This is a genomic window from Perlucidibaca aquatica (assembly GCF_001676655.1).
GTDB classification, from domain to species: domain Bacteria; phylum Pseudomonadota; class Gammaproteobacteria; order Pseudomonadales; family Moraxellaceae; genus Perlucidibaca; species Perlucidibaca aquatica.
The window spans coordinates 1,419,115-1,444,820 of the sequence record NZ_LZDB01000002.1; the positions used below are offsets into that span (position 1 = coordinate 1,419,115).

Annotated in this window: 22 protein-coding genes and 1 riboswitch; of the genes, 10 read left to right on the forward strand and 12 right to left on the reverse strand. The window is 54.5% G+C overall.

The annotated features are described in order from the left end of the window. Positions 1–35 precede the first annotated feature (35 nt). Genes rimI through A8710_RS10400 form a run of 3 tightly spaced genes read right to left on the reverse strand, consistent with a single transcriptional unit; the run spans position 36 to position 2,733 of the window. Positions 36–485: a ribosomal protein S18-alanine N-acetyltransferase gene (gene rimI, locus A8710_RS10390; protein WP_068860283.1), complete on the reverse strand. Its 450-nt coding sequence runs from the start codon at positions 483–485 to the stop codon at positions 36–38. Then, positions 482–1,189: a hypothetical protein gene (locus A8710_RS10395; RefSeq protein ID WP_068860285.1), complete on the reverse strand. Its 708-nt coding sequence runs from the start codon at positions 1,187–1,189 to the stop codon at positions 482–484. Before A8710_RS10395 ends, rimI begins: the two co-directional genes overlap by 4 nt. Then, positions 1,189–2,733, reverse strand: a complete 1,545-nt coding sequence (locus A8710_RS10400; RefSeq protein ID WP_068860287.1) for a 2-isopropylmalate synthase — start codon at positions 2,731–2,733, stop codon at positions 1,189–1,191. Before A8710_RS10400 ends, A8710_RS10395 begins: the two co-directional genes overlap by 1 nt. 159 nt (positions 2,734–2,892) lie before the next feature. Here A8710_RS10400 and A8710_RS10405 point away from each other — a divergent pair, with 159 nt between their 5' ends. Further along, entirely contained in the window at positions 2,893–3,600 is a 708-nt protein-coding gene (locus tag A8710_RS10405) for a hypothetical protein (RefSeq protein WP_068860289.1), read from the forward strand. Positions 3,601–3,629: 29 nt separating this feature from the next. Here A8710_RS10405 and A8710_RS10410 read toward each other — a convergent pair whose 3' ends face one another. The 3 genes from A8710_RS10410 to A8710_RS10420 all read right to left on the reverse strand — a co-directional run bounded on the left by A8710_RS10410 (position 3,630) and on the right by A8710_RS10420 (position 6,516). Continuing rightward, a complete protein-coding gene (locus A8710_RS10410) occupies positions 3,630–4,331 on the reverse strand; it encodes a hypothetical protein (RefSeq protein WP_157686400.1) in 702 nt (233 codons plus the stop codon). 196 nt (positions 4,332–4,527) lie between these two features. After that, a complete protein-coding gene (groL, locus tag A8710_RS10415; protein ID WP_068860293.1) occupies positions 4,528–6,162 on the reverse strand; it encodes a chaperonin GroEL in 1,635 nt (544 codons plus the stop codon). Between the two features lie 63 nt (positions 6,163–6,225). Next, entirely contained in the window at positions 6,226–6,516 is a 291-nt protein-coding gene (locus tag A8710_RS10420) for a co-chaperone GroES (RefSeq protein WP_068860295.1), read from the reverse strand. 186 nt (positions 6,517–6,702) lie between these two features. Here A8710_RS10420 and A8710_RS10425 point away from each other — a divergent pair, with 186 nt between their 5' ends. From A8710_RS10425 to A8710_RS10440, 4 genes are all read left to right on the forward strand, one after another. After that, on the forward strand, positions 6,703–7,980 hold the full coding sequence (locus A8710_RS10425; RefSeq protein ID WP_068860297.1) for an AmpG family muropeptide MFS transporter: 1,278 nt from the start codon (positions 6,703–6,705) through the stop codon (positions 7,978–7,980). Positions 7,981–8,115: 135 nt separating this feature from the next. After that, complete coding sequence (locus tag A8710_RS10430) at positions 8,116–9,390, forward strand: OmpP1/FadL family transporter (RefSeq protein WP_068860299.1); 1,275 nt, start codon at positions 8,116–8,118, stop codon at positions 9,388–9,390. A 172-nt stretch (positions 9,391–9,562) separates the two neighbouring features. After that, positions 9,563–11,191 carry a 3-(methylthio)propionyl-CoA ligase gene (locus A8710_RS10435; RefSeq protein WP_068860301.1) on the forward strand — a complete coding sequence of 543 codons (1,629 nt, stop codon included), beginning with the start codon at positions 9,563–9,565 and terminating at the stop codon, positions 11,189–11,191. Positions 11,192–11,264: 73 nt separating this feature from the next. Continuing rightward, positions 11,265–11,582, forward strand: a complete 318-nt coding sequence (locus tag A8710_RS10440; protein WP_068860303.1) for a septal ring lytic transglycosylase RlpA family protein — start codon at positions 11,265–11,267, stop codon at positions 11,580–11,582. 94 nt (positions 11,583–11,676) lie between these two features. Here the strand turns inward: A8710_RS10440 and A8710_RS10445 are convergent, their stop codons facing one another. The 4 genes from A8710_RS10445 to A8710_RS10460 are packed head-to-tail and all read right to left on the reverse strand — an operon-like array spanning position 11,677 to position 18,411. After that, the gene (locus tag A8710_RS10445; RefSeq protein ID WP_198341661.1) at positions 11,677–14,013 is read right to left on the reverse strand and encodes an efflux RND transporter permease subunit; all 2,337 of its coding nucleotides are present in this window, start codon (positions 14,011–14,013) and stop codon (positions 11,677–11,679) included. 15 nt (positions 14,014–14,028) lie between these two features. Further along, positions 14,029–14,976, reverse strand: coding sequence for a WD40/YVTN/BNR-like repeat-containing protein (locus tag A8710_RS10450; protein WP_068860305.1), 948 nt, complete (start codon positions 14,974–14,976; stop codon positions 14,029–14,031). A 26-nt stretch (positions 14,977–15,002) separates the two neighbouring features. Then, the gene (locus A8710_RS10455; RefSeq protein WP_068860307.1) at positions 15,003–16,358 is read right to left on the reverse strand and encodes a DUF1329 domain-containing protein; all 1,356 of its coding nucleotides are present in this window, start codon (positions 16,356–16,358) and stop codon (positions 15,003–15,005) included. A gap of 22 nt (positions 16,359–16,380) precedes the next feature. Next, positions 16,381–18,411 carry a DUF1302 family protein gene (locus tag A8710_RS10460; RefSeq protein WP_082968800.1) on the reverse strand — a complete coding sequence of 677 codons (2,031 nt, stop codon included), beginning with the start codon at positions 18,409–18,411 and terminating at the stop codon, positions 16,381–16,383. A gap of 195 nt (positions 18,412–18,606) precedes the next feature. After that, positions 18,607–18,810, forward strand: a riboswitch (cobalamin riboswitch). Between the two features lie 115 nt (positions 18,811–18,925). On the opposite strand from A8710_RS10460, the gene A8710_RS10465 reads away from it, so the two are divergent. Next, positions 18,926–20,746, forward strand: coding sequence for a TonB-dependent receptor domain-containing protein (locus tag A8710_RS10465; protein ID WP_068860311.1), 1,821 nt, complete (start codon positions 18,926–18,928; stop codon positions 20,744–20,746). A gap of 14 nt (positions 20,747–20,760) precedes the next feature. After that, a complete protein-coding gene (locus A8710_RS10470; RefSeq protein ID WP_068860313.1) occupies positions 20,761–21,312 on the forward strand; it encodes a cob(I)yrinic acid a,c-diamide adenosyltransferase in 552 nt (183 codons plus the stop codon). 7 nt (positions 21,313–21,319) lie between these two features. Here A8710_RS10470 and A8710_RS10475 read toward each other — a convergent pair whose 3' ends face one another. Next, positions 21,320–21,886 (reverse strand): C40 family peptidase, encoded by a 567-nt coding sequence (locus A8710_RS10475; protein WP_082968845.1) that lies wholly within the window; start codon positions 21,884–21,886, stop codon positions 21,320–21,322. 141 nt (positions 21,887–22,027) lie between these two features. Between A8710_RS10475 and A8710_RS10480 the strand changes: the two genes are divergently transcribed. After that, positions 22,028–23,077, forward strand: a complete 1,050-nt coding sequence (locus A8710_RS10480) for a hypothetical protein (RefSeq protein WP_068860318.1) — start codon at positions 22,028–22,030, stop codon at positions 23,075–23,077. Next, a complete protein-coding gene (gene pdxH / locus A8710_RS10485; RefSeq protein WP_068860320.1) occupies positions 23,074–23,718 on the forward strand; it encodes a pyridoxamine 5'-phosphate oxidase in 645 nt (214 codons plus the stop codon). Before A8710_RS10480 ends, pdxH begins: the two co-directional genes overlap by 4 nt. Here pdxH and A8710_RS10490 read toward each other — a convergent pair. After that, entirely contained in the window at positions 23,715–24,473 is a 759-nt protein-coding gene (locus tag A8710_RS10490) for a Nif3-like dinuclear metal center hexameric protein (RefSeq protein ID WP_068860322.1), read from the reverse strand. The genes pdxH and A8710_RS10490 overlap by 4 nt on opposite strands. A gap of 101 nt (positions 24,474–24,574) precedes the next feature. Here A8710_RS10490 and A8710_RS10495 point away from each other — a divergent pair, with 101 nt between their 5' ends. Beyond that, positions 24,575–25,702 carry a trypsin-like peptidase domain-containing protein gene (locus A8710_RS10495; RefSeq protein WP_068860324.1) on the forward strand — a complete coding sequence of 376 codons (1,128 nt, stop codon included), beginning with the start codon at positions 24,575–24,577 and terminating at the stop codon, positions 25,700–25,702. Positions 25,703–25,706: the final 4 nt, after the last annotated feature.

Consider the following 25,706-nt stretch of genomic DNA (forward strand, 5'->3'; position numbering starts at 1 on the left):
TATACGGCGCTGCGCATGGAATGGGGCAGAAAAGCTCAGCCCATACCCGTAGAGCATGCCATCAACAGGGCATCCTCTTTACCTTCGGGGCCGTCGTAATAATTACGCCGCAAACTGAGCTCGTTATAGCCCAAGGATTGGTAGAGCGAAATCGCCGTGACATTCGATACCCGGACCTCAAGAAACCAGATTGTCACGCCGGAAACTAAAACCTCATCCATGAGTTGCCGTAGCAATTCGCGGCCCAAGCCCTTGCCGCGATGCGAGGGGGCAAGGGCGATATCGAGCAGGTGAGCCTCATCCAGAATGCGCTGCACAAAGGCAAAGCCGATTACCGCGCCATCCTGCTCCAGCACATAGGCCACATGATTTTGCAGCGACTCCTGCAAGCCTTTCATGGGCCAGGGTGAGGGATGCGACACTTGCTCAATGGCAAAGACCTGCGCGAGGTCATCCGGGGTCATGATGCGAAGCGTGTTTTTCATGAGGCTGACTGAGGCTCACTCAATTGCTGCCAAACCTGACGCTTGGCCAGCGGGCTCGCGAGCAACTGCTTTAAGCTAGGCAACAAACGATGTGGGCGCGTCACAAAAGGCGCCAGGGCCTCGCCAAATACCCACAAACGCACTTGGGGTTGTATCTGCCGCTTCAACCACGCCGACAGCATGTCACGCGCCGTATCAGCATCATCCCCTAACAAACCCTTTACGGCGCGAGGCCAAATAAAATCAGGCTCAGCTTCGCCCGGGGTCCACGCCAGTGCGCGCTGAATATTGCGCCAGAGCTGCTGTTCGGCAGGTGCCAAGTTCAGCACTTCACCGGCAACAACATCTGGAAACTCACCCAAATCGAGCAAGACAAAGCCCTGCTCGCCCAGAGGCATGAGTCGGCAGGCAAAGCGCGGCACAGGCGTGGCTGGAGTTACAGGCTCAACCACTACCTCCGGCGACGTAGGACGCACCGGCTCTGGGGTTACATCCACTGCTTTAGGGCGTAGAACCGGATCGGGTAGCACCAATCGACTCACTGGGCTGGCACTGATTGGAGTTGCCGGCACAGGCTCTACCCATCGCTCCACGATCTCGCTGACAGCCGCGCCGGGCAACACGCGACGCGCTTGGAATAAAGGAATGCCCAGCGCCGCGAGGTATTCGCGACGGCGGCCTTCAGTGAGCGTGGTTTCTGGCATCAAATCGCTTCAGCCTGCGGGTGCGCGCGATCGAGGCCGCTGCGTAATAAGTTCAGTGCATTCAAATAGGCCTTCGCACTGGCGATGACGATATCGGTATCGGCACCATGGCCATTAATAATGCGGCCAGCCTGACTTAGGCGCACGGTCACTTCGCCCTGGGAGTCGGTGCCGCTGGTAATGGCGTTCACCGAGTACAGCTCCAGCGTGGTGCCGGAATTGGCCACAGCCTCGATAGCACGGAAGGTTGCATCGACCGGACCGGAGCCCGTCGCCGTCACCGGCTTCTCAGCGCCATTAACCGACAGCAGCAATTTAGCTTCGGGTAGCGTGCCGGTTTTCGATGTCACTTCCAGTGTGACCAACTTGAAAACTTCTTCGGCGTTGGGCTGCGCATCAGAGACTAAGGCGTGAATGTCTTCATCGAAAATTTCATGCTTCTTATCCGCCAGTTCCTTAAAGCGAACAAAGAGCTGGTTCAGCGTATTGTCGCTGCCAACCGGAATGCCGAGCTCATCTAAGCGAGCCCGGAAAGCCGCACGCCCTGAGTGTTTACCAAGCACCATTTTATTGGCATTCCAACCCACGTCTTCGGCGCGCATGATTTCGTAAGTTTCACGATGCTTGAGCACACCGTCCTGATGAATGCCCGATTCGTGCGCAAAGGCATTTGCCCCGACGATGGCTTTATTCGGCTGCACCGGAAAGCCGGTAATGGACGACACCAGACGAGAGGCCGGCACAATTTCAGGCGTCCAAATGCGTGTACTGACCGGGAATAAATCCGCGCGGGTATTCACCGCCATCACAATTTCTTCCAGCGCGGCATTACCGGCACGCTCACCAAGACCATTGATGGTGCACTCCACTTGGCGCGCACCCTGCAAGACGGCGGCCAGCGAGTTAGCCACCGCTAAACCTAGGTCGTTATGGCAATGCACGGAGAAAATTGCTTTGTGCGCATTCGGAATGCGCGTCAGTAGTTGTCCAATGAGGTCGCCGTACTGACCTGGAATGGCATAGCCAACCGTGTCTGGGATGTTGATGGTGCTGGCACCGGCATCAATCGCCGCCTCAATAATACGGCAGAGAAAATCCACTTCCGAACGTCCGGCGTCCTCGCAAGAGAACTCCACATCATCGACCAGATTGCGCGCGTACTTCACCGCGCGCACGGCATTTTCCACCACCGCGTCTGGCTCTAGACGCAGCTTGTACTTCATGTGAATCGGTGAGGTAGCGATAAACGTATGGATGCGGGCAGCATTGGCCGGCTTTAGCGCCTCGGCAGCCCGGTCAATATCCTCAGCACGAGCACGAGACAGCGAACAAATTCGCGAGTCCTTTACCGCCGCTGCGACCGCGCGCACCGCCTCAAAGTCGCCCTGTGAGGCCACCGCAAAGCCTGCTTCAATGACATCCACTCGCATGCGCTCCAATGCTTTGCCGATGCGCACTTTTTCTTCCAAAGTCATCGAAGCGCCGGGGCTTTGCTCGCCATCACGCAGGGTGGTATCAAAAATAATTAGCTGATCTTTGCTCATCGCACTACTTCCTTAATCCGGTGATGCCCGTGGGCAACAGCCTTCTATTATTCGCCAGTTTGACTGTACTCGGCCAGCCACAAAAAAGAACGCACCAAGCCCTTCCATCACCGCGAATTATTGGTATTGTGCGCGGCTGTTTTTACACAAGGAACGTGCATGAGCCTCCCCCTGCCTTGCGTGGCATACGCAACCACTCCAGAACTGCAATCTCAGGTATTCCGGCTACATGAAGCGCTGCAAAGTGGCGTACGTGCCGACCAAGCTAAGCTGGCGACTCGTCTCATTCAGGACGCCGCGCATGAGCTCATCACCACGTTTTTCAGCGAGCTGATCACTCACTTGCAACGGGCCGGCGATGTGCCTGCTTATCGCGAAGCGGCCAGCATGGTAAGCGAGATTGCCGACAAGCTGACGCACTATCTGGGTTGGGCATCGGCGTTTTTTAGCAACGAGCGCATAAAGCCGGCGGTCAGTCATTATCACGCCATGATGCTGCAACGCCCAATGCAGGGCAGCATGCAACCGGTCATCGCATTTGCTATTCCCGCAGAGCTGGCCCAGCGCTTGGAGCGACTACTGACGCCACTCAGCCAAGGGCAAGCCGCAAGTGCACACGAAGGTATCGAAGCGCTTATCGAGGTCATCGATATCGCCCTGCACGCGCTGCTCATCAAGCCTAAGCAGCTGATGAAGTTCAACTTCGTGGTGGACAAGACCCTAAATGGCGTCATTTCCCTCACGCAAACCTTATCCTATCGTAGCCTACGCAAAATTGCCGATCAGATGCCCGCAGCGCATCAACCGGTGCTCGCTCAGCACTTGCAGCAATTAGTTCAGACCGCCAGCCAGGCCCAAGCAGCCTAAGAAAACCGCCTGAGCCGAGCTGTCGCGACTCAGCGCGGCATCTCGCGAAACAGGAAGCTTTCCAGATGATCCGCGACCGGCACGAACATCGGTCGCGGCAGGAACTGACCGAGCTTGCGAAGACTGCGATTCGACAGCGCCAAGGTCACTGAAATCACGCCATTTAGGGTCTTGTCCACCACGAAGTTGAACTTCATGCGCTGCTTTGGCACATAGAGCAACGGCTCCAGCGCCTCATCAATCACGCGTATCAAAATCTCGATGCCGGCCTTGGCATCCGGTGCCGAACCATCACGCAGCGCATCCAACGAGGCCTTCGCCTCAGCAGCCAACCCGGGGCTGATGCTGAAGGCCAGATGCGCCAGCGGCACACCCTCCACCGGCAGCGGTGTCATCAGCGAGCGATAATGCGACACCACGGGAGCCAGACGCTCATTGCTGAAGAAGCCAGTAACCCAACCCAAGTAATGACGCAGCTTACCCTTAATGTCTTCGACCACCGCCACTGCCTCACGGAACACCGGCGAACCGGGGTCTTTGGCTTGCAGCGAGAGCATGAGCTGACCGAAGAAAGCATCAATTAAATCGCAAGATGCTTCGGTGATGAGCTTGCCAGCCAGTTCCGCCTGCGACTCTTTCACGCGTTGCTGCAGTGCGTTATCGAGTGAGGCCACGGCATCGGGTAATGAGTCAGAAATACGGCAAGCAATAAACGGAAGAGTTAACGGCACGATAAAATTACCTATGAGCAAAGATAGGACAAACAGTAAACGAATACGCACTCGCGGGGTACGCTGAGATGACCACAAAAGCAGTCATTACGGCGAATGCCTTGGGCGGCTCACTCGCGGGCACGACCCTTTTGAACGCCCATAAAAAAGCCCGGAACGAATCCGGGCTTTTCAATACAACCTATCGGTCGCGTTTTTACATCATGCCGCCCATGCCACCCATGTCCGGCATTGACGGGGCTGAACCCTTATCTTCCGGTGCATCAGTGATCATGCATTCAGTGGTCAGCATCAGCGCAGCAACCGAAGCGGCGTGCTCTAGTGCCGAGCGCGATACCTTGGTTGGGTCCAAGATGCCCATGGCCAGCATGTCGCCATACTCACCCGAGGCGGCGTTGTAACCGAAGTTACCCGAGCCTTCCTTGACCTTGTTCAAGACCACCGACGCTTCTTCACCGGCGTTGGTCACGATCTGGCGCAGTGGGGCTTCCATGGCGCGACGCAGGATGTTGATACCGGCAGTTTGGTCATCGTTATCGCCCTTGAGGGTTTCCAAGGCTTTCACCGCGCGAACCAAGGCAACACCACCACCCGCAACCACGCCTTCCTCAACCGCTGCACGTGTGGCGTGCAGGGCGTCGTCTACGCGGTCTTTCTTTTCTTTCATTTCGATTTCGGTGGCTGCGCCAACCTTAATCACGGCAACGCCGCCAGCAAGCTTAGCAACGCGCTCCTGCAGTTTTTCTTTGTCGTAGTCCGATGTGGCTTCTTCGATCTGCATGCGAATTTGCTTCACACGGGCATCGATTTCATCCGACTGGCCGGAGCCATCGATAACAGTGGTGTTTTCTTTCGATACGATGACTTTCTTGGCATGGCCCAGATCGTTCAGCGTAGCGTTTTCCAAGCTCAGACCGACTTCCTCAGAAATGACGGTTGCACCGGTCAGGATAGCGATGTCTTGCAGCATGGCCTTACGACGATCGCCAAAGCCTGGCGCCTTCACGGCACACACCTTCACGATGCCGCGCATGGTGTTTACCACGAGTGTCGCGAGTGCTTCGCCTTCAACGTCTTCAGCGATCAGCAGCAACGGCTTGCCCGACTTGGCTACGCCTTCCAGCACCGGAATCAGTTCGCGGATGTTGGAGATTTTCTTGTCCACGAGCAGGATGAACGGATTGTCCAGCTCAGCGGTCATGGTGTCTTGCTTGTTGGCGAAGTAAGGGCTGATGTAGCCACGATCGAACTGCATGCCTTCCACGGTGTCCAAGCTGTCTTCAAAGCCCGAGCCTTCTTCAACCGTGATGACGCCTTCCTTGCCAACCTTCTCCATCGCTTCAGCGATCAGGTTGCCAATGGTCGTGTCGGAGTTGGCGGAAATGGAGCCGACCTGAGCAATAGCCTTGGTGTCGGTGCAGGGCTGCGAGTTCTTCTTGATCTCGGCCACGGCTACGCGAACGGCTTTGTCGATACCGCGCTTCAGGTCCATCGGGTTCATGCCGGCAGCAACAGCCTTCATGCCTTCGTTGAGGATAGCCTGAGCCAACACGGTTGCCGTGGTGGTGCCATCACCGGCGATTTCGGCCGTCTTGGAAGCCACTTCCTTAACCAGCTGAGCGCCCATATTTTCGAACTTGTCTTTCAGTTCGATTTCTTTGGCCACGGACACGCCGTCTTTAGTGATGTGCGGCGCACCAAAGGACTTATCAATCACCACATTGCGGCCTTTAGGGCCGAGGGTTACTTTCACGGCGTCAGCCAGGATGTTTACACCAACAATCATGCGAGCACGGGCGCTATCGCCAAACTTTACTTCTTTAGCAGCCATTTTCTTTTTCCTCTAATAAGTTTCATTCAACACGAGCAGGCTTTGCCTGCCCACCGGCGACACTCAGGCTTCGAGTACCGCGAAAATTTCGGATTCTTTCATCATCAACAGCTCTTCGCCGTCGACCTTAACGGTGCTGCCGGCATACTGACCGAACAGAACTTTGTCGCCCACTTTCACGTCCAACGGGCGAACATCACCGCTTTCTTTGATAATGCCGTTGCCTACCGCAACAACCACACCTTGCGATGGCTTTTCTGCGGCCGAACCCGGCAACAAAATACCGCCAGCCGTCTTGGTTTCTTCTTCAACGCGACGAATGACTACGCGATCGTGCAAAGGACGAATTTTCATCTGAACCTCCTAGGTTTGTTGCAAAAAAGGGGTGTCGGCTTAATGCACCGACTTGTCATCACTAATGGGGGATGGAATACCGCCCTTCAAGGGCAAATCGATAAAAAAATGCAATGTCGCGACCGATAGGGTCGCTGTTGACCGGCGGACTCGCTAGAGTAGCGTCAGCCGATCAGAGAAGTCGCCATGTCAGCCGACCGTTCCACCTCATTTTTTCACGCATTCACCCAGCCTGCCGCACTGACCTTATTTTTGTTTGGGTTCGCATCCGGGCTCCCATTCCTGCTTGTCGGCGGCACACTTTCGGTGTGGCTAAAGGAAAGTGGCGTTTCACTAGAAGACATCGGCCTCATCAGCTTGGCCGGTCTGGCCTATGCCTTTAAGTTTGTATGGGCACCCTTGGTGGATCGCTTTCGTCTCCCACTCATAGGCCGCCTTGGCCAGCGGCGTAGTTGGTTATTTGCGGCGCAGTTGTTGCTCGCCCTAAGCCTGATCGCCATGAGTATGGTGACGCCAATGGGCTCGCTCAGCAGCTTCGTCATGATTACGGTAGTAGCCGGATTTGCTGGCGCCACACAAGATGTTGTGGTTGATGCCTATCGCATTGAAATCGCCCCTGCCGAACAACAGGGCGCCCTCGCCGCGACCTATACCCTAGGATACCGTTTAGCTCTACTTGTATCGGGCGCATTAGCTTTGCTGTTAGCGGACCACCTGCCCTGGGCGCTTATTTATCAACTCATGGCAGCGATCGTGGCGCTCGTCCTCTGTGTCACGCTCTGGGCACGCGAGCCTGAACGCCCAGCAGTGATTGCAAGCCATGAGGCCTTTTGGCCTGCGCTCGCACACAGCGTCGTTGGCCCCTTCAAGGACTTCTTTTCGCGATATGCCGGCGGCCTAGGCTTAGCCTTGCTGCTCTTTATTGGCCTGTTCAAAATCTCCGATCAAATGCTCGGCGTCATGGCACTACCTTTCTACTTAGACTGTGGCTTCAGCAAAACGCAAATTGCGGCCGTGTCGAAATTGTTTGGCGTGTGGGTAGGCATTGCCGGCGCATTTCTGGGGGGCGCCGTGGTGGTTCGCTGGGGCGTGCACAGGACTTTGCTAGTCGCCATGCTATTGGGCGCGATCAGTAATCTGCTGTACTTATTACTCTCTCAGTACCCTGCCAACGTGAATGTCTTTGTTGCGGTGATTGGCGGCGAAAATCTGTCCGGAGGGTTTTTAGGTGCCGCCGCAGTGGCGTGGCTTTCCAGCTTGGTCAACCAACATTATACCGCGACTCAATATGCCCTTTTCAGTTCGTTAGTCACGCTACCGGGCAAATTAGTCGGTGGTTTCTCAGGCTTTATGGTGGCCGACATGAGCTATAGCGGCTTCTTTATTTTCTCCACGGTTGCCGTCATACCCGCGCTGATCCTGTTCGCTTGGATAGTGCCTCGTCTGCAGCAGCGCACAAGATAAACCTTGCCGTTCGTCATTTGTGACAGCCAACTGTCTGGATAGACACAATTCATAAACAAAACGTTATACAACTTCCCTCGAGTGCGCCGCTTTGTATCAATAGGCTACGCACACCACTAAGAAAGAGGGAACACCATGAAAATCAAACAACTAGCACTGGCAATCTTTTCCGCCAGCGTTGCAGGAAGCGCACTAGCCGGTGGCTTCTCACTTTCCGAACAAAGCGTTTCCGCCATGGGCACTGCTAATGCGGGTCGTGCCTCGAATGCGCAAGATGCTTCTGTCGTTTTCAATAACCCAGCCGCGATGCATCAACTGAAGCAGGCACAGTTCACGCAAGCCGTCGCGTTTATTGATGCGCAGACGAAGATCAAGAATGTTACCGCTCCGTTTGGCGGAACGAACGATGGCGACATGGTGCCGCACACCTTCATTCCTTCCGGCTACTTCACGTCGGGTGACAAGGGTGGCTGGGCCTGGGGACTGGGCGTGTATGGCAGCTTTGGCTTGAAAACCAATTACGAATCCACGTTTGCAGGACGCCATCTCGGCGATAAAAGCTCCGTCAAAGTCACCACAATTCAGCCGGCGTTCAGCTACCGTATCAATGACAAGGTCAGTGTCGGTTTCGGCCCGACCATCAATCGTGTTGATGCCTTGCTAACGAAAAACGTCTCCTCTGTGCCAGATATCAGTCCCGCTCCAGGCGCTCAGCCAGGTACATTGCTCGGCACGAGCTCCCTCGAAGGCGATGACTACGGCTACGGCTACAATCTCGGCATTCACTCCGTATTGGATGAAAACACATCCGTAGGTGTTGTTTATCGCTCCAAGGTCAAATACAAGATTGACGACGGCACACTGACAACGACTGGAACAGGCGCTCCGATTGGCCCAGGTGGCGCCATAGTCGGTGGTGCTGGCACTTACACAGCAAAGACCGGTCTGTCCACACCGGAAAGTGTAGAGCTCGCTCTTACACATAAGCTTAATGCCAAAAGCACCATTCATGCGGGTGCTGCTTGGACTCGCTGGAGCCGCCTGAAGGAGCTTTCCATTCAAACATCGAACCCACTTGTTGGTACAACCGTCGAAACCTTCAATTGGAAAGACTCCGTTGGCTACTCAGTTGGCATTACCCATCAACATTGCGAAAAAATCGAACTTCGTGCCGGCCTGGCCTACGATAACTCCCCGGTTGCACCAGCAGATCGCGGTGTTCGTCTGCCTAGCGCAGATCGTCGTATCGCAAGCATTGGTGCAGGCTACAAGCTCAGCCCGTCACAGACAATTGACGCCTCCTATACTTATGTAGATGAAGAAACTGCAGAGGTGCGCACCCCAGCCTACTCTGCCGACTTCCACAACCGCGCCAGCGTGTATGGCCTGCAGTTCACGCAGAAGTTCTAAGCGCTTTAATAAGTCCGCTGAACGTTGCAAAAAGCCCGACCACGTGTCGGGCTTTTTGCTTAAAGCGAGTTTTGCAGACTGTTCAGTCATGGCGGTCCTTGCAATACTCCAGAACAGCTAAAAACAATTTCGTCGCTGCTTCCTGCCAGCGCAAAACTGACCGGAGACCGTCATGCAAGGCCAGATGCAAGAACGCCCCCTGCTTATTTCGCAACTCATTGACTTTGCCGAACGCTTCCATGGCGATGGTGAAATTGTCAGTCGGCGCGTGGAAGGCGACATACACCGATACACCTATGCAGATGCCGCGCTGCGCTCTCGCCAAGTCGCCAATGCACTGGATCGCCTGAGTGTTCCTATTGGCGAGCGAGTGGGCACTTTGGCGTGGAACGGTTACCGCCACTTTGAGCTTTATTACGGCGTTTCTGGCAGTGGCCGTGTGCTCCATACCATCAATCCCCGCCTGCACCCTGAGCAAGTCGCTTGGATCATCAATCATGCGGAAGACGAAGTTGTCTGCTTCGACCTCACGTTTGCGCCCATCCTCAAAGCCATCCACACCCATTGCCCGAAAGTGCGGCAATGGGTGGCTCTGTGCGACGCCGATGCACTGCCCAGCGACACCGGCATCCCGAATCTAATCAGCTACGAATCGTGGATCGCGGGTGAGGCCACAACCTATGCTTGGCCTGAGCTTGACGAAAGCGTCGCTGCCTGCCTGTGCTACACCAGTGGCACCACCGGCAACCCCAAGGGCGTGCTCTACAGCCATCGTTCCAGTGTGCTGCATGCGTACGCAGCCGCCATGCCTGATGTGATGTGCCTGTCCGCGAAAGACAGCGTGTTGCCCGTAGTGCCGATGTTCCACGTCAATGCGTGGGGCATCCCCTACACAGCCGCCGCAACAGGCTGCAAGTTGGTCTTTCCAGGGCCCGCCCTCGATGGCAAGTCCATCTATGAGCTGCTAGAAGCCGAAAAGGTCACCTTTGCTGCGGGTGTTCCCACCGTCTGGCAGATGCTGCTCGGCCACTTACAGCAGAACAATTTGCGCTTCAGCACCTTGCAGCGCACCGTCATTGGCGGCTCGGCTTGCCCACCTGCCATGATCCGCATGTTCAAAGACACCTATGGCGTCACCGTATTACATGCTTGGGGCATGACCGAAATGTCTCCACTGGGCACGCTCTGCACGCTCAAAAACAAGCACCTGTCCCTGTCGGCAGATGAACAACTCAAAATCCTCTGCACACAAGGCCGCCCCGTTTTTGGTGTCAGCATGAAAATCGTTGATGACGAAGGCCGTGAATTACCGCATGACGGCAAGGCACAAGGAGAGCTGCTAGTCAGCGGCCCGTGGATTGTGCGCTCCTACTTCAAAGGCGAAGGCGGTGACCCACTGATCGACGGCTGGTTCCCCACCGGCGATGTCGCCACCATCGATGCCGATGGCTATTTGCACATTACCGATCGCAGTAAAGATGTGATCAAGTCAGGCGGTGAATGGATTAGCTCTATTGATGTCGAGAACATCGCCATGGCGCATCCTGCGATTGCGATGGCCGCCTGCATCGGCATGCGCCACCCCAAATGGGATGAGCGGCCAATTGTGGTTGTGGTAAAGAAGCCAGGGGCCGATGTGGCACGCGAAGAGCTGCTGAAGTTCTACGAAGGCCGTATTGCGAAGTGGCAAATTCCAGATGACGTCGTTTTTGTCGATGCCATTCCCCTGGGCGCTACCGGTAAAATGCAAAAAGTGAAATTGCGCGAAGAGATCGCGGGATACACCTTACCAGGGCTATAAAACCAAGATGAGACACTCACCCAGTTACACCTTGTTAGCTGTTTTCTGGGTGAGCGCACTCAGCTCCAGTGGCATGATGGCCTCAGAACCGTCGGCCTCGCCCGAAGTCGGATTAGCCTCATGGTATGCCGATTCAATGCAAGGCAAGCGCACAGCCAGCGGTGAGCGCTATAACAAGTTGGCGCTTACCGCTGCTCACCGCACACTGCCCTTGGGCAGCTATGTAATGGTGAAAAATTTACGCAACGGACGCAGTGTGCGCGTCAAAATTAATGATCGCGGGCCTTTCCACCGCTCACGCGTCATTGACGTGTCCAGAGCTGCCGCTGAGCGGCTTCGATTTATTCAACAGGGTCACACCCGCGTCAGCATTACGCCCGAATCTCCGTAAGCTCACACCCCGATTTTCAGCCACAAAAAAGCCCTACGACTTCCCAAGCTGCTAAACAGCAACTCGACAAGGCGTAGGGCTTTTATATGTCCGCTTAGGCGGACTTTTTGTCTTTCACCAAGAACGCTGCAAGCGCTGGCAGAACGAAGATCGCGCCGAGCATGTTCACCATGAACAGGAACGCCAGCAGGATACCCATGTCAGCCTGGAACTTCAGTGCCGAGAATGCCCAAGTACCCACGGAGATGCTCATCGTGACTGCGGTAAACATGGCCGCTGTACCACGCTGTTGCAAGGCTTTATGGAAGGCATCCTGCAGCGACTCGCCATCGGCCAGCGAGTGCTTCATGCGCTCGAACAGGTAGATGCCGTAGTCCACGCCCACGCCCACACCCAAGGCAACCACGGGCAGCGTCGACACCTTCAGACCAATGCCCAGCGTCGCCATCAGCGCGTTACAGAGCACGGCCACAATCGCCAGCGGCACAACGATGCAGAGCACGGCAGCCACCGAGCGGAACTCAGCGTAGCAGAGCAAGCTGATCGAGGCGAAGAGCAGAATCAGCATGATGACTTCGGCTTCATCCACGGCTTCGTTGGTCGCAGCCATTACACCAACCGGGCCACTCGCCAACTTGAAGTCGATCTTCTTCTGCGGGTTCGCCGCCACATAGTCCTTAATTTCTTGGATGATGTGGGTGATCGATTCACCTTGGTGATCCTTAGTAAAGATCAGCACCTGCATGGCGCTACAGTCGGTGTTGAGCAGGCCGGTGCCGGTATCGATTGGTGTTACTGCTTGAGCCAGCACATCGCGGTTACGCGAGTGTACGCGCCAGCGAGGGTTACCCTCGTTCCAGCCCGCATTGACGACCTTGGAGGCGCCAGCCAGCGAGATCGTGCCCTGCACACCATGCACGTTCTTGATGTGCGCTTCGAAACGATCAACTGCGTCCATGACCTCGAAGTCTGTACAGGCACCATCGATATTCTTGCCCTGCACAATGACCGAGAGCAGATCCACGCCAATCGAGAAGCTGTTAACAATGGCATTGATGTCTTGATTATACACCGAGTCATCACGCAGTTCGGGAATACCCTTACCGAGGTCGCCAGTCTTCATGTCACGCGACTTGATGGCGGCACCGGCGAGCAGCACCGCCGTCACCGACAGCACAACAATAGCCGCCTTCGGGGTTGCAAATACCTGAATGCGCTTCCACAGCCACTCGCCACGATCTTCGCCGCCCTGCTTGCGCAGCTTCTCGGTTTCCGCAGGAGTTAACTTCAGGTAAGACAGCAGAATGGTTAGCAACATCTTGTTGGTGACGATCATGACCGCCACGCCCAAGCTCGCGGTTACCGCCAGTTCACGCACGATATCAATGGCGATGTAGATCATCACCATGAAGCCGACAGCATTCGCTAACAGCGCCATTGCGCCCGGAACAAACAGGTTGGAGAACGCACTCTTAGCGGCACTAAAGCCGTCCGAGCCCGCAACCACTTCCATTTTCCACGCATTGGTCATCTGTACTGCGTGACTAACACCGATGGAGAAGATCAGGAACGGCACAAGAATGGATAGCGGATCGATACCAAAGCCGATCAGCGGCAGGATACCGAGCAGCCAGACCACAGGCACAAAAGCGCAGATCAGCGCCAGACCCGTGAGCTTGGCCGAGCCGGAGTACCAGAGCAGCAAGAGTGCCGTGATAAAGAACGCCACCACGAAGAACACCAGCACGCCGGCAGCACCTTCAGCGATGTCACCTACAGCCTTGGCAAAACCGATGATGTGGACGCTGACCTTGTCATTACCGTACTTGGCACGAATCGCTTCGAGCTTCTTGGCCACGGCTTGGTAGTCGAGTTTCTCGCCCGTGTTGGGGTCCACTTCGAGCAACTCAGCGCTCACCATCGCGCCCTTGAAATCGTTGGACACTAAGCGACCGACATGACCGGACTTGAGCACGTTTCCGCGCACCAACTCCAAGTCTTCGGGTGTGCCAGAGAAGCTGGCCGGAATGACGTTACCGCCGGAGAAGCCCTCTTCTACTACTTCAATAAAACGCACGTTTGGCGTGAACAACGACGTGACCGTCGGGCGATCAATGCCCGGCAAGAAGAACACTTCATCCGTCACGCCCTTGAGCGTCTTCAGAAATTCAGCGTTATAGATGTCTTGGCCATCTTTGGTACGCAGTGCAATCAATACACGGTTAGCGCCACCGAATGTCTTTTGATATTCGGTGAAGGTCTTCATGTAAGGGTGTTCAAGCGGAATCATCTTGGCGAAGCCAGCATCCACGCGTAACTGCGACGCTGAAATCGCGAGCAGAACCGTAATGGCAGCAAATAAGCCGAGGAAAAACTTGCGTCGTCCGAACAGCAGATCAGACAACGACTGCACAAAATTTTGCATCTTCATGGTCATTAATCCTGATCAGTTCGTGGCAGCAGCGTGCAGGCCTTTTTCGCCAAACACATCCGCACCGGTAGCCGTTGGCAGTACCGATGACAACATGGGGCGACCCTCAACCTTGGTATTGGTAAAGGTCTGTGCGCTGTCGCGGCTGATCAGCAGCTCGCCATTTTGTCCAGCCACCAACACACGCCCATCCGCAGCAACGGTTGAGCCAAACAGCGAGGTGGTGATAGGCACTGCGACTTCAACAAAGGACGCGCCATTGTCGTCACTGCGTAGGAGCTTGCCACGCATGCCATACATGATCACTTGGGTGCCGCCCAAAGGCTGCACACCGAAATAGGAACCGGCATAAGGTGAATCCACCTTCTGCCAGTTAGCACCAGCATCCGTTGAGCGCAGGATCGTGCCGGCTTCGCCAGCAATCATCAGCGTGCCATCGGCCAATTTGGCAATCGCATTCAAATGACGATCCTCACCTTCCGGCAAGATAAAACGGGACGTCCACGTCGCCCCGCCGTCTACAGTTTCCAGGAACAAACCGTAAGCACCAATCGCAAAAGCACGAGTGGCGTCCAGTTGCACTACGTCGAAAATCGGGGTTTCTGCAGCCGCATCGCTGAAGACTTGCTTCCACGTTTTTCCGGCATCTGTGGTGCGCAAGATCACCTGATCGTGACCCACAGCCAGACCCTGTTGCGCATCTAGGAAGTGCACACGCGTCAGCGTCGATTCCGTAGGTGACTTCACCGCCAGCCACGGCGACTTGGCATTAGCCTGACGAAAAATTCGCCCACGCTCACCAACAGCCACGCGCGCATCACCGACGGATGCTGCCGACATGATCATGGTGGTCTCAATGCGCACCTCAGTGGCTGGCTTAGGCTCACCTGTGCGATGCGCAAAGGCATAGCTCAGAATGACGGCTACAAAAGCCAGAAACAGTGCCGGAACCGCTTTCGACATAGTGATCTACTCTTTTATTTTAAGGTTCAACGGGTGCCAGCACCGCGCAAGCTCGACGGAGAGAAGTCGGAGGCATCGCGGTTGGTACGGACATATACCGTGGACTCTTCGTTGGTCATACCCATGGCCAGGAATCGGCCGGACTGCAGATCGTGATGCACTTCCACGCCTGGGCCAATACCTGGAATGTCGTAGAACTGTTGCGAATGCTGCTCAGCCACACGCCAGAGTTGGCCGCGAGCATCGTACTTGTCCACTGCCAGGATGTTCCAAGAATCTTCATCGATGTAGAAAGTACGACGATGGTAGATATGGCTCGTGCCCGACTTCAGCGTGGCATCCACCACCCAAACACGATGAAGCTCATAACGAGCATGCTCTGGGTTGATGTGGCCAGGACGCACGATGTCAGCAATTTTCAGTTTGCCGCTGTTTAGGCGATAGCTGTTGTATGGAACATAGATTTCTTTCTTACCCACCAGCTTCCAGTCGTAACGATCGGTCGCACCGTTGAACAGGGTGAAGTCATCGTTAGTACGCAGACCATCGGCAGCCACACCGGGGTTGTCATAGGCCACGTTGGGCGCCAAACGAACACGACGCTGGCCTGGGTTGTATGTCCATGCCGAACGAGGGTTAGCAATTTGGTCAGCGTATTCATGCACGAGCAGAATCTGGCCAGCCAAACGCGCTGGCGCTGTAACGGTCTGCATGAAGTTAGTGACCTTGTTCTTTTCGCGCTGTGCTTCCGACTTCTTCAAGTTGTTGTAATGGAAGTCGTAGGAGTACTCGAAACGCACAGGGGTGTAATCGCCTTCGCGAGTCACAGCCACCTGCGTGGTGTTGATATCAAAGGTATCGCCACGATAAGCCACAATGTGGTTCCAAATCGGCTCAACACCTGTTTTTGGAATGGGGAAAGGCACGCCAACCGAAGTGCCGGTGAAGCCATTACCACCACTGACCAAGTTCACACGCGTTGCGTTCGCTTTGGACGCATCGTAAATGGCTTTCGGGTAACCCGCGCTACGTTGAGTCGGGTACACCTTCATTTTCCACGTTGGGTATTTCTTCAACAAAGCCTGTTGGCCCGGGGTCAAATTGGCCGCGTATTGCGCCATGTTGCCCGCCGAAATTTCAAACTTTGGCTTATCGCCGGGATAGGGATCGGGGTAATGGCCACCGGGCTTGAATCCAGCCACCGGCGTGGTGATACCACCCGTCCACGCAGGAATCGTACCTGCAGCATTGCCGGCCTTCTCTGCACCCATTGGGGTCAGATCCGCACCCAGACGCGCGGCTTCAGCGCCAGAAACAGCGGCCAGTGCATTTGCACTGAGCGCCATCATGGCAGCTGTTAACAGGAGGGGTTTGAGGTTCATAGAAAACTCCACGTTGTTTTAATTAGAATGAATAGCTCAAGCTGGCCGCAACAAAGTCACGATCGATGCTTGGGTTGGCGATACTTTCGAACTCTTTGGATTGACCACTCGGCAGCGCTGTGGGGCCAGTTGGCAGCGAACACAATTGATCCCCAGTTGCTACGGGCAACCCGGGAATCCCTGTGAGTGGGCCGACTGAGCTGGTAAGCCCAACAGTGCAGTCGACACCCTTAAAGACACGGCCACCAAAGAAGTTGGTGTACGCGATGTCAAAGTTCCAAGCTTGGTTATAGGTGCCGTTTAAGCCCAGTGAAACAGCCTTCACATCTTCCGTGAAGAACTGGCTGACCCCTTTCACGTCGTGAGAAAAAACAATACGAGGCAAAAGGTTCACGCCGGCAAATGCATCGGTGTACTCAAAACGAGAAATTAAACGATAGCCAAAGGATGACTTAGTGGCATAGCCCTCGTCACCCGGCTGCACAGCGCCATTCGCAACCAACGGGGTTGGATAATTCAGTAACACCCGATTCTGAGCGGAGGGTAAATACGTAGCTGGACCCGCAAACTTCAAGTTATCTGGCAGATCCTGAAAAAAGTAGGCCGCTTCTGCCAGCAAAATAACTTGCTCAGCACCGAGTAAATTGGGAATAGATTTTGTACCCGTGAACTGCACCTGATGCGCTTCTACCCGCTTAAAGCCTGTGATCTTTTCGCCAGGCCCTTTAGCCGCACCATTAGAGTCCGAAGGCACATCGCTCCCAAAACCGGCTTGGTTTGGCAAGCCGAGAGCAGCCAAGGTTAGCTCCACCGTGGCTAGCTGAACAGGCAGATTGGGGCGATAGGAATATTCACCCTGCAGAGCAATCCCAAAGGGTCCCGGGGTATTCATACTGACACCAAAAAGTTGAATATCTTCAGGATATTCTGCAAAAACACTGGCTTTAGTAGCGTCTCGCTGACTTGGCACACAATTCAGCGCCCCGCCCGGCGGCGGATTCTTACACGGAGCTTGCAGGAGGCTCGCTAACGGCAAGCGTGAGTGGTAATTAATACCGTAGAGCGCCATTTCAGAGTTATTGAACCACGGCAAGAAAAAGCGCAAAGCACCGCCAAACTGACCATCATCACGCGCATAGCGATCTGGACCGCGCGGAATAGTAGAATTCTCTATAGCAGCACTGCCGTGAGCATTATCTGGCGTGCGTCCAAAGCCGGTGAAGCTTTGCGTGCCGCCCGGGCTGAATACGTCAGTCGAGCTGAAGAATGTTCCCAGCGGATCAATTCGGAACGGCTCAAACTTGAACTGATTAAACAATTCCAGCGAAATGTTGTCGGTTATTTGCTGTGAGATATACAGCAGAGGAACTGGAATAAAGGCTTCTTTCAGCTCAGCTCCCGGCGTACGTAGGCGCGTCAAATCCACCGGGTTGATGACGTTAATGCCCCCCTGAATCAGCGTGCTTTCACCCCAACTCAACACTTGACGACCCAAGCGGATATTCATGGTCTTACCAGCGATGTCGAACTGCGTACGGAAATAGGCGTCAAACAATTCCGCATCAAAATCTAAGCGCTTATGCGGAATGATACCCAGATCACGCTCAGTCGCGGCTTCGCCACTGAATTCAGGGCTGCTTAAGCGGAAACCGAAATCTTTATTGGCCGCTGCGATGTCAGTGAAATAGCCAAAGCGAGCAAAAAAGCCTGTATCGCCGTAGGAGATATCAAAATCGTGGCTACCCTTCAGTACGCCCGAAAAAACCTCACCCTTCTCATAGTTCAAGTTGCCATTGTCTTCATTGACGCTACGCGAAGTACCGCCATTCACAATGCCCACAATACGCTTGTCCGGATCTTGTGTTCGCACAGACACACCGGCGGAGAAAGTTGAGTCAAAGGTAATCTTGCCCTCCCCGTCTGCAAAGTCCACAGAGCCCGCGTGAGCTATGGGGAGCATGGCGGCTAGAGCAATAGCGAGTGATAACTGGCGAGGAGCAAATTGATGTGTGCAAAGACTAGGCGTTATGGAAGAGAGATTTCGCTGCAGCATAGCGCACCCTTAATTGTTGTTTTTGTGTAAATTAAAAAGCAGACTTATCTTTTAAACTTTTCACGCGCATCACGCAAGAAGGCAACACAAATTTGCAACAAGTTGTTCAATTAAAAAGCATTTTAGACCTATAAAGCGCTGCGCAATTCGACCTTTGTTGAGTTTGTGTATTGGACATTCCTTTAGCAAATCGCCACAATTTCACCGTTCTTGAGTGTCCAGCTTAAACGCTGGTCTGCCTATGTGCAGACGGGAAGTTGGTGAAAGCCCAACGCTGCCCCCGCAACGGTGACCCTGGTAAACGTGCTCATCCGCCACTGTCTTTTGATGGGAAGGCGAGCACCTGAGGCAACTAGCCCGCCAGTCAGCCCGGAGACCGGCTCAAGTACATACGGCCAGCGCGGTGGGCGCTCATTCCGGAGCATGTGCTTGCCTTTAGGGCAGGCGCAGTCTTCGTGCTGGCATTTCCCGAACGACTGTTTGCGGGGATGCAGACAGCATTGAGACATGACAGATGAAGTTTTTACCTTTCGCCTTAGCACCCGTGGCACTAGCCATCTCCGTATCTGCCCACGCTACAGACACCACTTCGGCCCTAAACGAAGTCGTGGTGACAGCCAGTCGTGCTGCTGAAAACACCTCGGAAATTTCTGCCAGTACAACCGTCATCACTCGCGAGGACATTGAAGCCCGCCAGTCGGTTTCTCTCGCACAGCTTCTATCCTTGGCAGGTGGCATTGATGTCGCGTCAAATGGCGCTCCCGGCGCATCCACTTCAGTATTTATGCGTGGCACTAATTCCAATCATGTTTTGGTATTGATTGATGGCGTGCGCGCAAACACTGCCAACGATGGGCGCTTTGATTTCTCCTTGCTTCGCCCAGAAGATATTGATCGCATCGAAATCGTACGTGGAGCACGTAGTGCTCAATACGGCTCCGATGCCATTGGTGGCGTCATCCAGATTTTCACGCGCAAGACCAGTCGCAACTTTGTCGCTATTAAAGCGGGTAGCTTTAAGACGCAAGAGCTTCAAGCCGGTGTAGGCATTAGCAAGGACCTTGACTATTTGTCACTAACGTCCAGCTATGCAGATCTCGACGGCTTCTCTGCACGCAAGGCACCATCCAACCAAGATCGCGATGGCCAACACAGCAAAAGCGCACAAATTAATGCCGGCAAGCAACTGGGTGAAAAATCCATGTTGCAATTCAATGCTATTTATCAAGATCGTCAGGTTGAGTTCGACCAAGGCCTCTCGGACGAACAACTCAGCAATGCTCGCGTCGCCTTCAGTCACGCCACCACGGCGAATTGGCAGCAAACCCTCGAGCTAGGCTACAACCGCGTTGAGCGCGACAACACATTAGACGCTAGCCGCTTGCAAGGTTCTTGGGTAACCCAAGTCAACTTGGGCAAGGCTGGCAACCTCATTGCTGGCATTGACTATCAGCAGGAAGAGATCAATACAGGCGATTTTGGTTACGACAAAACCATTCAAAGTCATGGTGGCTTTGTCACGATTGAGTCCACGCTTCAGAAGTTAGGTATTAATGCCAGTGCACGCCGCGATGAGCATGAGCGCTTTGGTGGGCATAATACCGGCAGCCTAACACTGACCTATCCTGTGGCCAATAGCTTGCGCGCTTATGGCACTGTGGCCTCTGCATTCAAAGCCCCAACCGCCGAACAATTATTTTCATTGGGCTTTAATGGCTTCTGTGAAGAAGATGGCGATTTTGATTTTGATGACTTTGGCCCTTGCTTTGTTGGTAACCCAGCGCTTCAACCTGAAAAATCCAAGCAACGTGAACTAGGTCTTCGCTGGCAAGTCGCCCAGCAGCACACCCTCACTACGAATGTTTATGACAACGAAATTCGTGGTCTGATCACCAATGATTTTGCCTTCCCCAACAACTACATCAACCTCAATCGTGCACGCATTAAAGGAGTTGAACTCACGGCACAGGGTAAACACGGCATCTTTAACTACCAAATCAATGCCAATAGTTTAAAAGCCAAAGATGATAATGGTGACGACCTGCTCCGCCGCCCGCGTGGCGGACTTAATGGACTGTTTATGCTGCAGCCAAGCTCACGCTGGAGCGTGGGCACGGAAGTGATTGCACGTAGTCATGCTAAAGACTTTGGCAACTCTGGCATCGAGCGCGTACCCGGCTATACCCTCGTCAATTTGCTCGGCCAGTGGAAAGCAACGCCCCAACTGACATTGGGCCTTCGTGCCGACAATGTGACGGACAAGCAATATGCTCAAGTGATCGGTTTTAATACGGCCGATCGCAGCGGCTATGTCACCGCACGCTACTCGTTCTAAGCAGGATCATCCTCATGGGCAACCGCCTTTCCAAAATCTATACCCGCACAGGCGATGATGGCAGCACGGGGCTAGGCGATGGCACCCGCGTTAGCAAGGATGCCATTCGCGTCGAGGCCTATGGCACGGTGGATGAAACCAACGCTCAGGTGGGCTTACTGCGTGCAGGGTTGACGGCAGAACATGAGGCGCAGGTCATGCTGGAGCATATCCAGCATGACTTGTTCGATGTGGGTGGCGAGTTGTGTATTCCAGGCTATACGCTGGTGACGCAGGCCTACATTGAGCGACTGGAAACGGCGATCGATGCCATTAATGCTGACTTGCCCGCGTTGAAGGATTTCATCCTGCCAGGCGGCTCGTTGCCGGCCGCTCAGGCCCATGTGGTGCGGACCATTTGTCGCCGAGCTGAACGGCGCACGTTCACGCTGAGTCAGGTGGAGAGCATTAATCCGTTAGCGCTGCAGTACTTAAATCGCTTGTCTGACTACTGCTTTGTGCTGGCTCGACAGCTCGCACGAGAAGGCGGTGGACAGGAAGTGCTCTGGCGCAAACGCAACACATAGCGCTGACTTACTGAACACGCTGATTCGTTGGCGTGTTCACGTAGGAGTGCAAGTTACCGTCGTCGGTAAACAGTCGCCGAGCCCTGTCGTAATAACGCATCCAGTAACGGTTATCGAGCTTATCGATCTGCACATTCTTGCCCGTTCGTGGCGCATGCACAAAACGATCTTCACCAATGTACACACCCACATGATTAATGCGGGACGACTTACCTAAGCGGAAAAACAGTAAATCCCCAACAACCAGCTCGCGGGTTGTTACATCTCGCCCCGCCAAATTAGCCATTTCAGCGGCTGTTCTTGGCAGCGTAACCGTACTGATGTCGCGATAGATGTACTGCACGAGGCCGCTGCAATCAAAGCCGGACTCGGGCGATGTGCCACCAAACTTATAAGGAGTGCCCATCAGTGTCAGCGCCATCATGGCCATATCGTCTGCCGCTGCCGGTGGCACAGCCACGCGCAAAGAGTCTGCTGGGTCTTTATCCGTAAAATAGGCAAAAGGGGCTGCTATTGCACCGGTGCTGAATAATGTGAAGGCAAGCAATAAGCGCCCAAGCCAAAGTTGAATCATGCGGCTGAACTCATTTTTATCGTGAATAAATGCAGCATTCCGTGCTGAATGGATCATGTTATTTCAAAAAGGACGCCTAAGGTCAACCATTCGTTGACCTCGGTCAGTGTTTCAGCATGGATTTTGCTGGTTCAACCCGTTATGTTGCGCATCAGTTTGCTGTTCTCGGAGTACACCATGCATCCCATCGCTCAACAACTTATGAACGCTCAACTCCAATTTGTTTTAAAGGAGCTTTCGGGCGATGCACTCAGTGGGCACTTGCAAAATGAGGCTAACGCCTACTGCGACTTGCTCGAGCGCATTTCAGTTCGCCAGTTGTTTAGCGAAGAGGTCATTGCTGGCTGGATTGGGCGCAATATTTTGGGCTACGAGCCTACGGAAGCGCTTCGCCAACAAGCGGTAATGTTAGTGGAGATGGGGCTTAACAACCCTAATCATCAGCAAATGCCCATGCGCCAGCTGATCAACCGCCAAATTTACGACTTTATGGTGGAACGCCTTGTGTCCCGCCCGGCGCTGCGGAGTGAAGTCATTCATTCGGTCTTGGGTAGCCCGATTTACCATCGCATGCTGTCTGATTTGCTCTTTCATGCCATCCAAGATTACCTACTCACAGAGAACCCCCTGTCTCGGAACGTGCCCGGCATGTCTTCGCTGCTGAAGGCTGGCAAAGGCATGATGGGCAAGATCGGAAATCTTGAGCAGACCATGGCAGCCACGCTGAAGAAATATCTGCAAGCGAATGTGAAGTCGACTGCTGCCTTCAGCGAGAGCTTAGTAAGCAAAGCGCTGAATGAAGATCAACTGCGCGCCTTTGCCGATCAGTTGTGGCCACACCTCGAAGCTTTTGAGCTGGGTCAAGCCAGCCGTCATCTAGAAATTGAAGGCCTGAGCTACATGGCGATGGTGTTTTGGAATCAGATTCGACAGACCGATTTCATGCGCCAGCAAGTGGCCTATCTGATTAAAGGCTGGTATGCGCACGCGGGCGACCAAAAGGCCATGGACGTTTTGCTGAGCCTAGGGATTACGCGCAAACAGATCGTACGTGAAGTGGTTGCCGTGGGCACGCCGCTGGTAAATGCCTGGGTGGAGTCAGGTTATTTCGAACGTCGTATTGCTGAACACCTCGAGAGTTTCTTTAATTCACCCGAAACCACTGCTTTGCTCTCAGGATCTCCCGAATGACCTCAACGAATTTAGCCGACATCCGACTTGATTATGGCTTACGCGGCCTAAGCCCAGAGGATTGTCATGCAGATCCGCTCATACAGCTTCAAGCGTGGCTAAATGAAGCACTGAGCGCTTCTGTACAGGAAGCCACCGCCATGAATTTGGCGACTGTGAGCCCAGAAGGTCGCCCGAGTTCGCGCATCGTTTTACTTAAAGGCGTAGACGACGGGCAACTGTGTTTCTTTACGAACTACCTGAGCCGAAAAGGTCAGGAGCTGGCAGAGAGCCCCTTCGCCGCGGTGACCTTTTTCTGGCCCGAATTAGAGCGTCAAATTCGCGTGGAGGGACGCATTGCACCGCTGAGTGCCAGTGCCTCTGATCAGTACTTCGCATCGCGCCCTTACGCCAGCCGGATTGGCGCTTGGGCCTCTGCACAAAGCCAGCCACTGACACACCCCGACGCATTGCGTACCCGGGAGCAATCGTTGAGGGAGCAATACCCCATCGATGTGCCACGACCACCGCATTGGGGCGGCTATGGCCTCACCCCTGATCGTCTGGAGTTTTGGCAGGGCCGACCCAGTCGCCTGCATGATCGCGTGCTGTATTTACCGGATGGCAAAGGTCACTGGCAACGCAGCCGCCTGCAACCTTAAGCCGGGTTATCGATATCGATAAATTGGTGGGTGAGCCCCAACTCTTTCGCACACCAATCGCCTAAGGCCTGAACGCCGTAACGCTCACTGGCATGATGACCCAACGCCCAATAATGCAAGCCGGACTCTCTCGCCGCATGCACTGTTTGTTCAGATATTTCGCCACTTAAGTAAGCGTCAACACCCAGGGCAATGGCTTGATCAATAAAGCCCTGCGCCCCGCCGGTACACCACGCAACACGCGAAATGGGTTTATCACTGCCCGCAATATGTAAGGGCTTTCGTTGCAACACGCGCTCGATGTGCGCGGAGAAATCCGTCGCCGACAGCGGGCTAGCAAGCTCACCGACATCACCTACGGCACGGGCATCATCGGGAAAGAGCGGGCCATTTCTGAGCAGCCCAAGGCGCAAGGCAAGTTGCGCGTTATTACCCAGCACGGGATGTGCATCCAGCGGCAAATGATAGGCCAGCAGCGAAATGTCATGCGCTAACAACTTCGCTAAACGACGACGCTTCATGCCGGTGACTTCAGGGCGCTCACCTTTCCAGAAGTATCCGTGATGCACCAAAATCGCATCAGCATTAAACGCGATGGCGGCATCAATCAAGGCTTCGCTAGCCGTCACCCCCGTAACAATTCGATTAACCTCAGCTCGCCCCTCGACTTGCAAACCATTAGGGCAGTAATCATGAAACTTCTTCGCTTGAAGTTGGTCATCGAGTGCTCGTACAAACGCGTTAAGTTGCATCATTAACCTCTGTGCTGCCCACTTGTTAGTAACCCAGTGCAGCCCCATATTGAATTCAGTGTTTTTCACCTGAGCAAAACCTCAGGCTCTACAGGAGTGTTGATATGCGTGTGGCAAACGCCCTACCTTGGCTCGCGCTTGCGGGTGTCGTCGGCTATATCTCTTGGCATGATAGCTGGCCTAGCCGCGTCGCGCCGAACGATCCTCGGCTGGCACAAGAGTTTGCCCTGCCCAGTCATACGGCAGCAAGCTCGGGCCCTATTTCCTATGCCCCCGCTGTGAATCGTGCCGCACCTGCCGTGGTGAACATTTACACCACACAAAAAGTCAGAACGCTGGCGCATCCGCTGCTCGAGCATCCGTGGTTTCGTTTTCACGGCGAACAAATCCCGCGCGAAAGAACGGCATCTAGCCTGGGCTCAGGTGTGATTGTGTCGAGTGATGGCTATATCCTGACCAATGATCATGTCGTTGCCAGTGCCGACAGCATTGTTGTTGCACTCAGGGACGGCCGAGAGGTCAGCGCCAAAGTCATTGGCACCGACCCCGACACGGATTTGGCCGTACTGAAAATTGAGCTCGATAAGCTGCCGGTATTACCGTTCAAAACATCGGCAAGTGCCGTGGGCGATGTGGTGCTGGCTATTGGCAACCCGTTTGGCGTGGGGCAAACGGTAACCCAAGGCATTATCTCTGCCATCGGCCGTAGTGGTCTGGGTATTAATACCTATGAGGACTTTATTCAAACCGATGCCGCCATCAATCCCGGCAACTCCGGTGGCGCTTTAGTGGATGTCAGCGGCAATCTCTTGGGCGTAAATACGGCGATTTACTCACGCTCAGGCGGCAGCATGGGCATTGGCTTTGCCATACCCGCCCCTTTAGCTAAACAGGTCATGCAAGACATCATCCGCCAAGGCCATGTGGTGCGCGGCTGGTTAGGCATTGAGATCGCCGGCAGTGCAGACATGGGCACAGCGCAAAACCCTCAGCCCATTATTATTGCCGGGGTGATGCCGAATGGACCCGGCGATAAAGGTGGCCTGCAAGCTGGGGATGAGCTGAAGAAAGTGATGGGCGAAAAAGTCATTAGCGCCGACCAAGTGATTCGGCAGATTGCCGGACTCAAGCCCAATACCACCGCCGACATTGATGTCTTGCGCGAAGGCAAGCTGCGCACACTTAAGGTCACTATGGGTGAGCGCCCCAAGCAGCGCAGCCGAGAGCAATGAGACG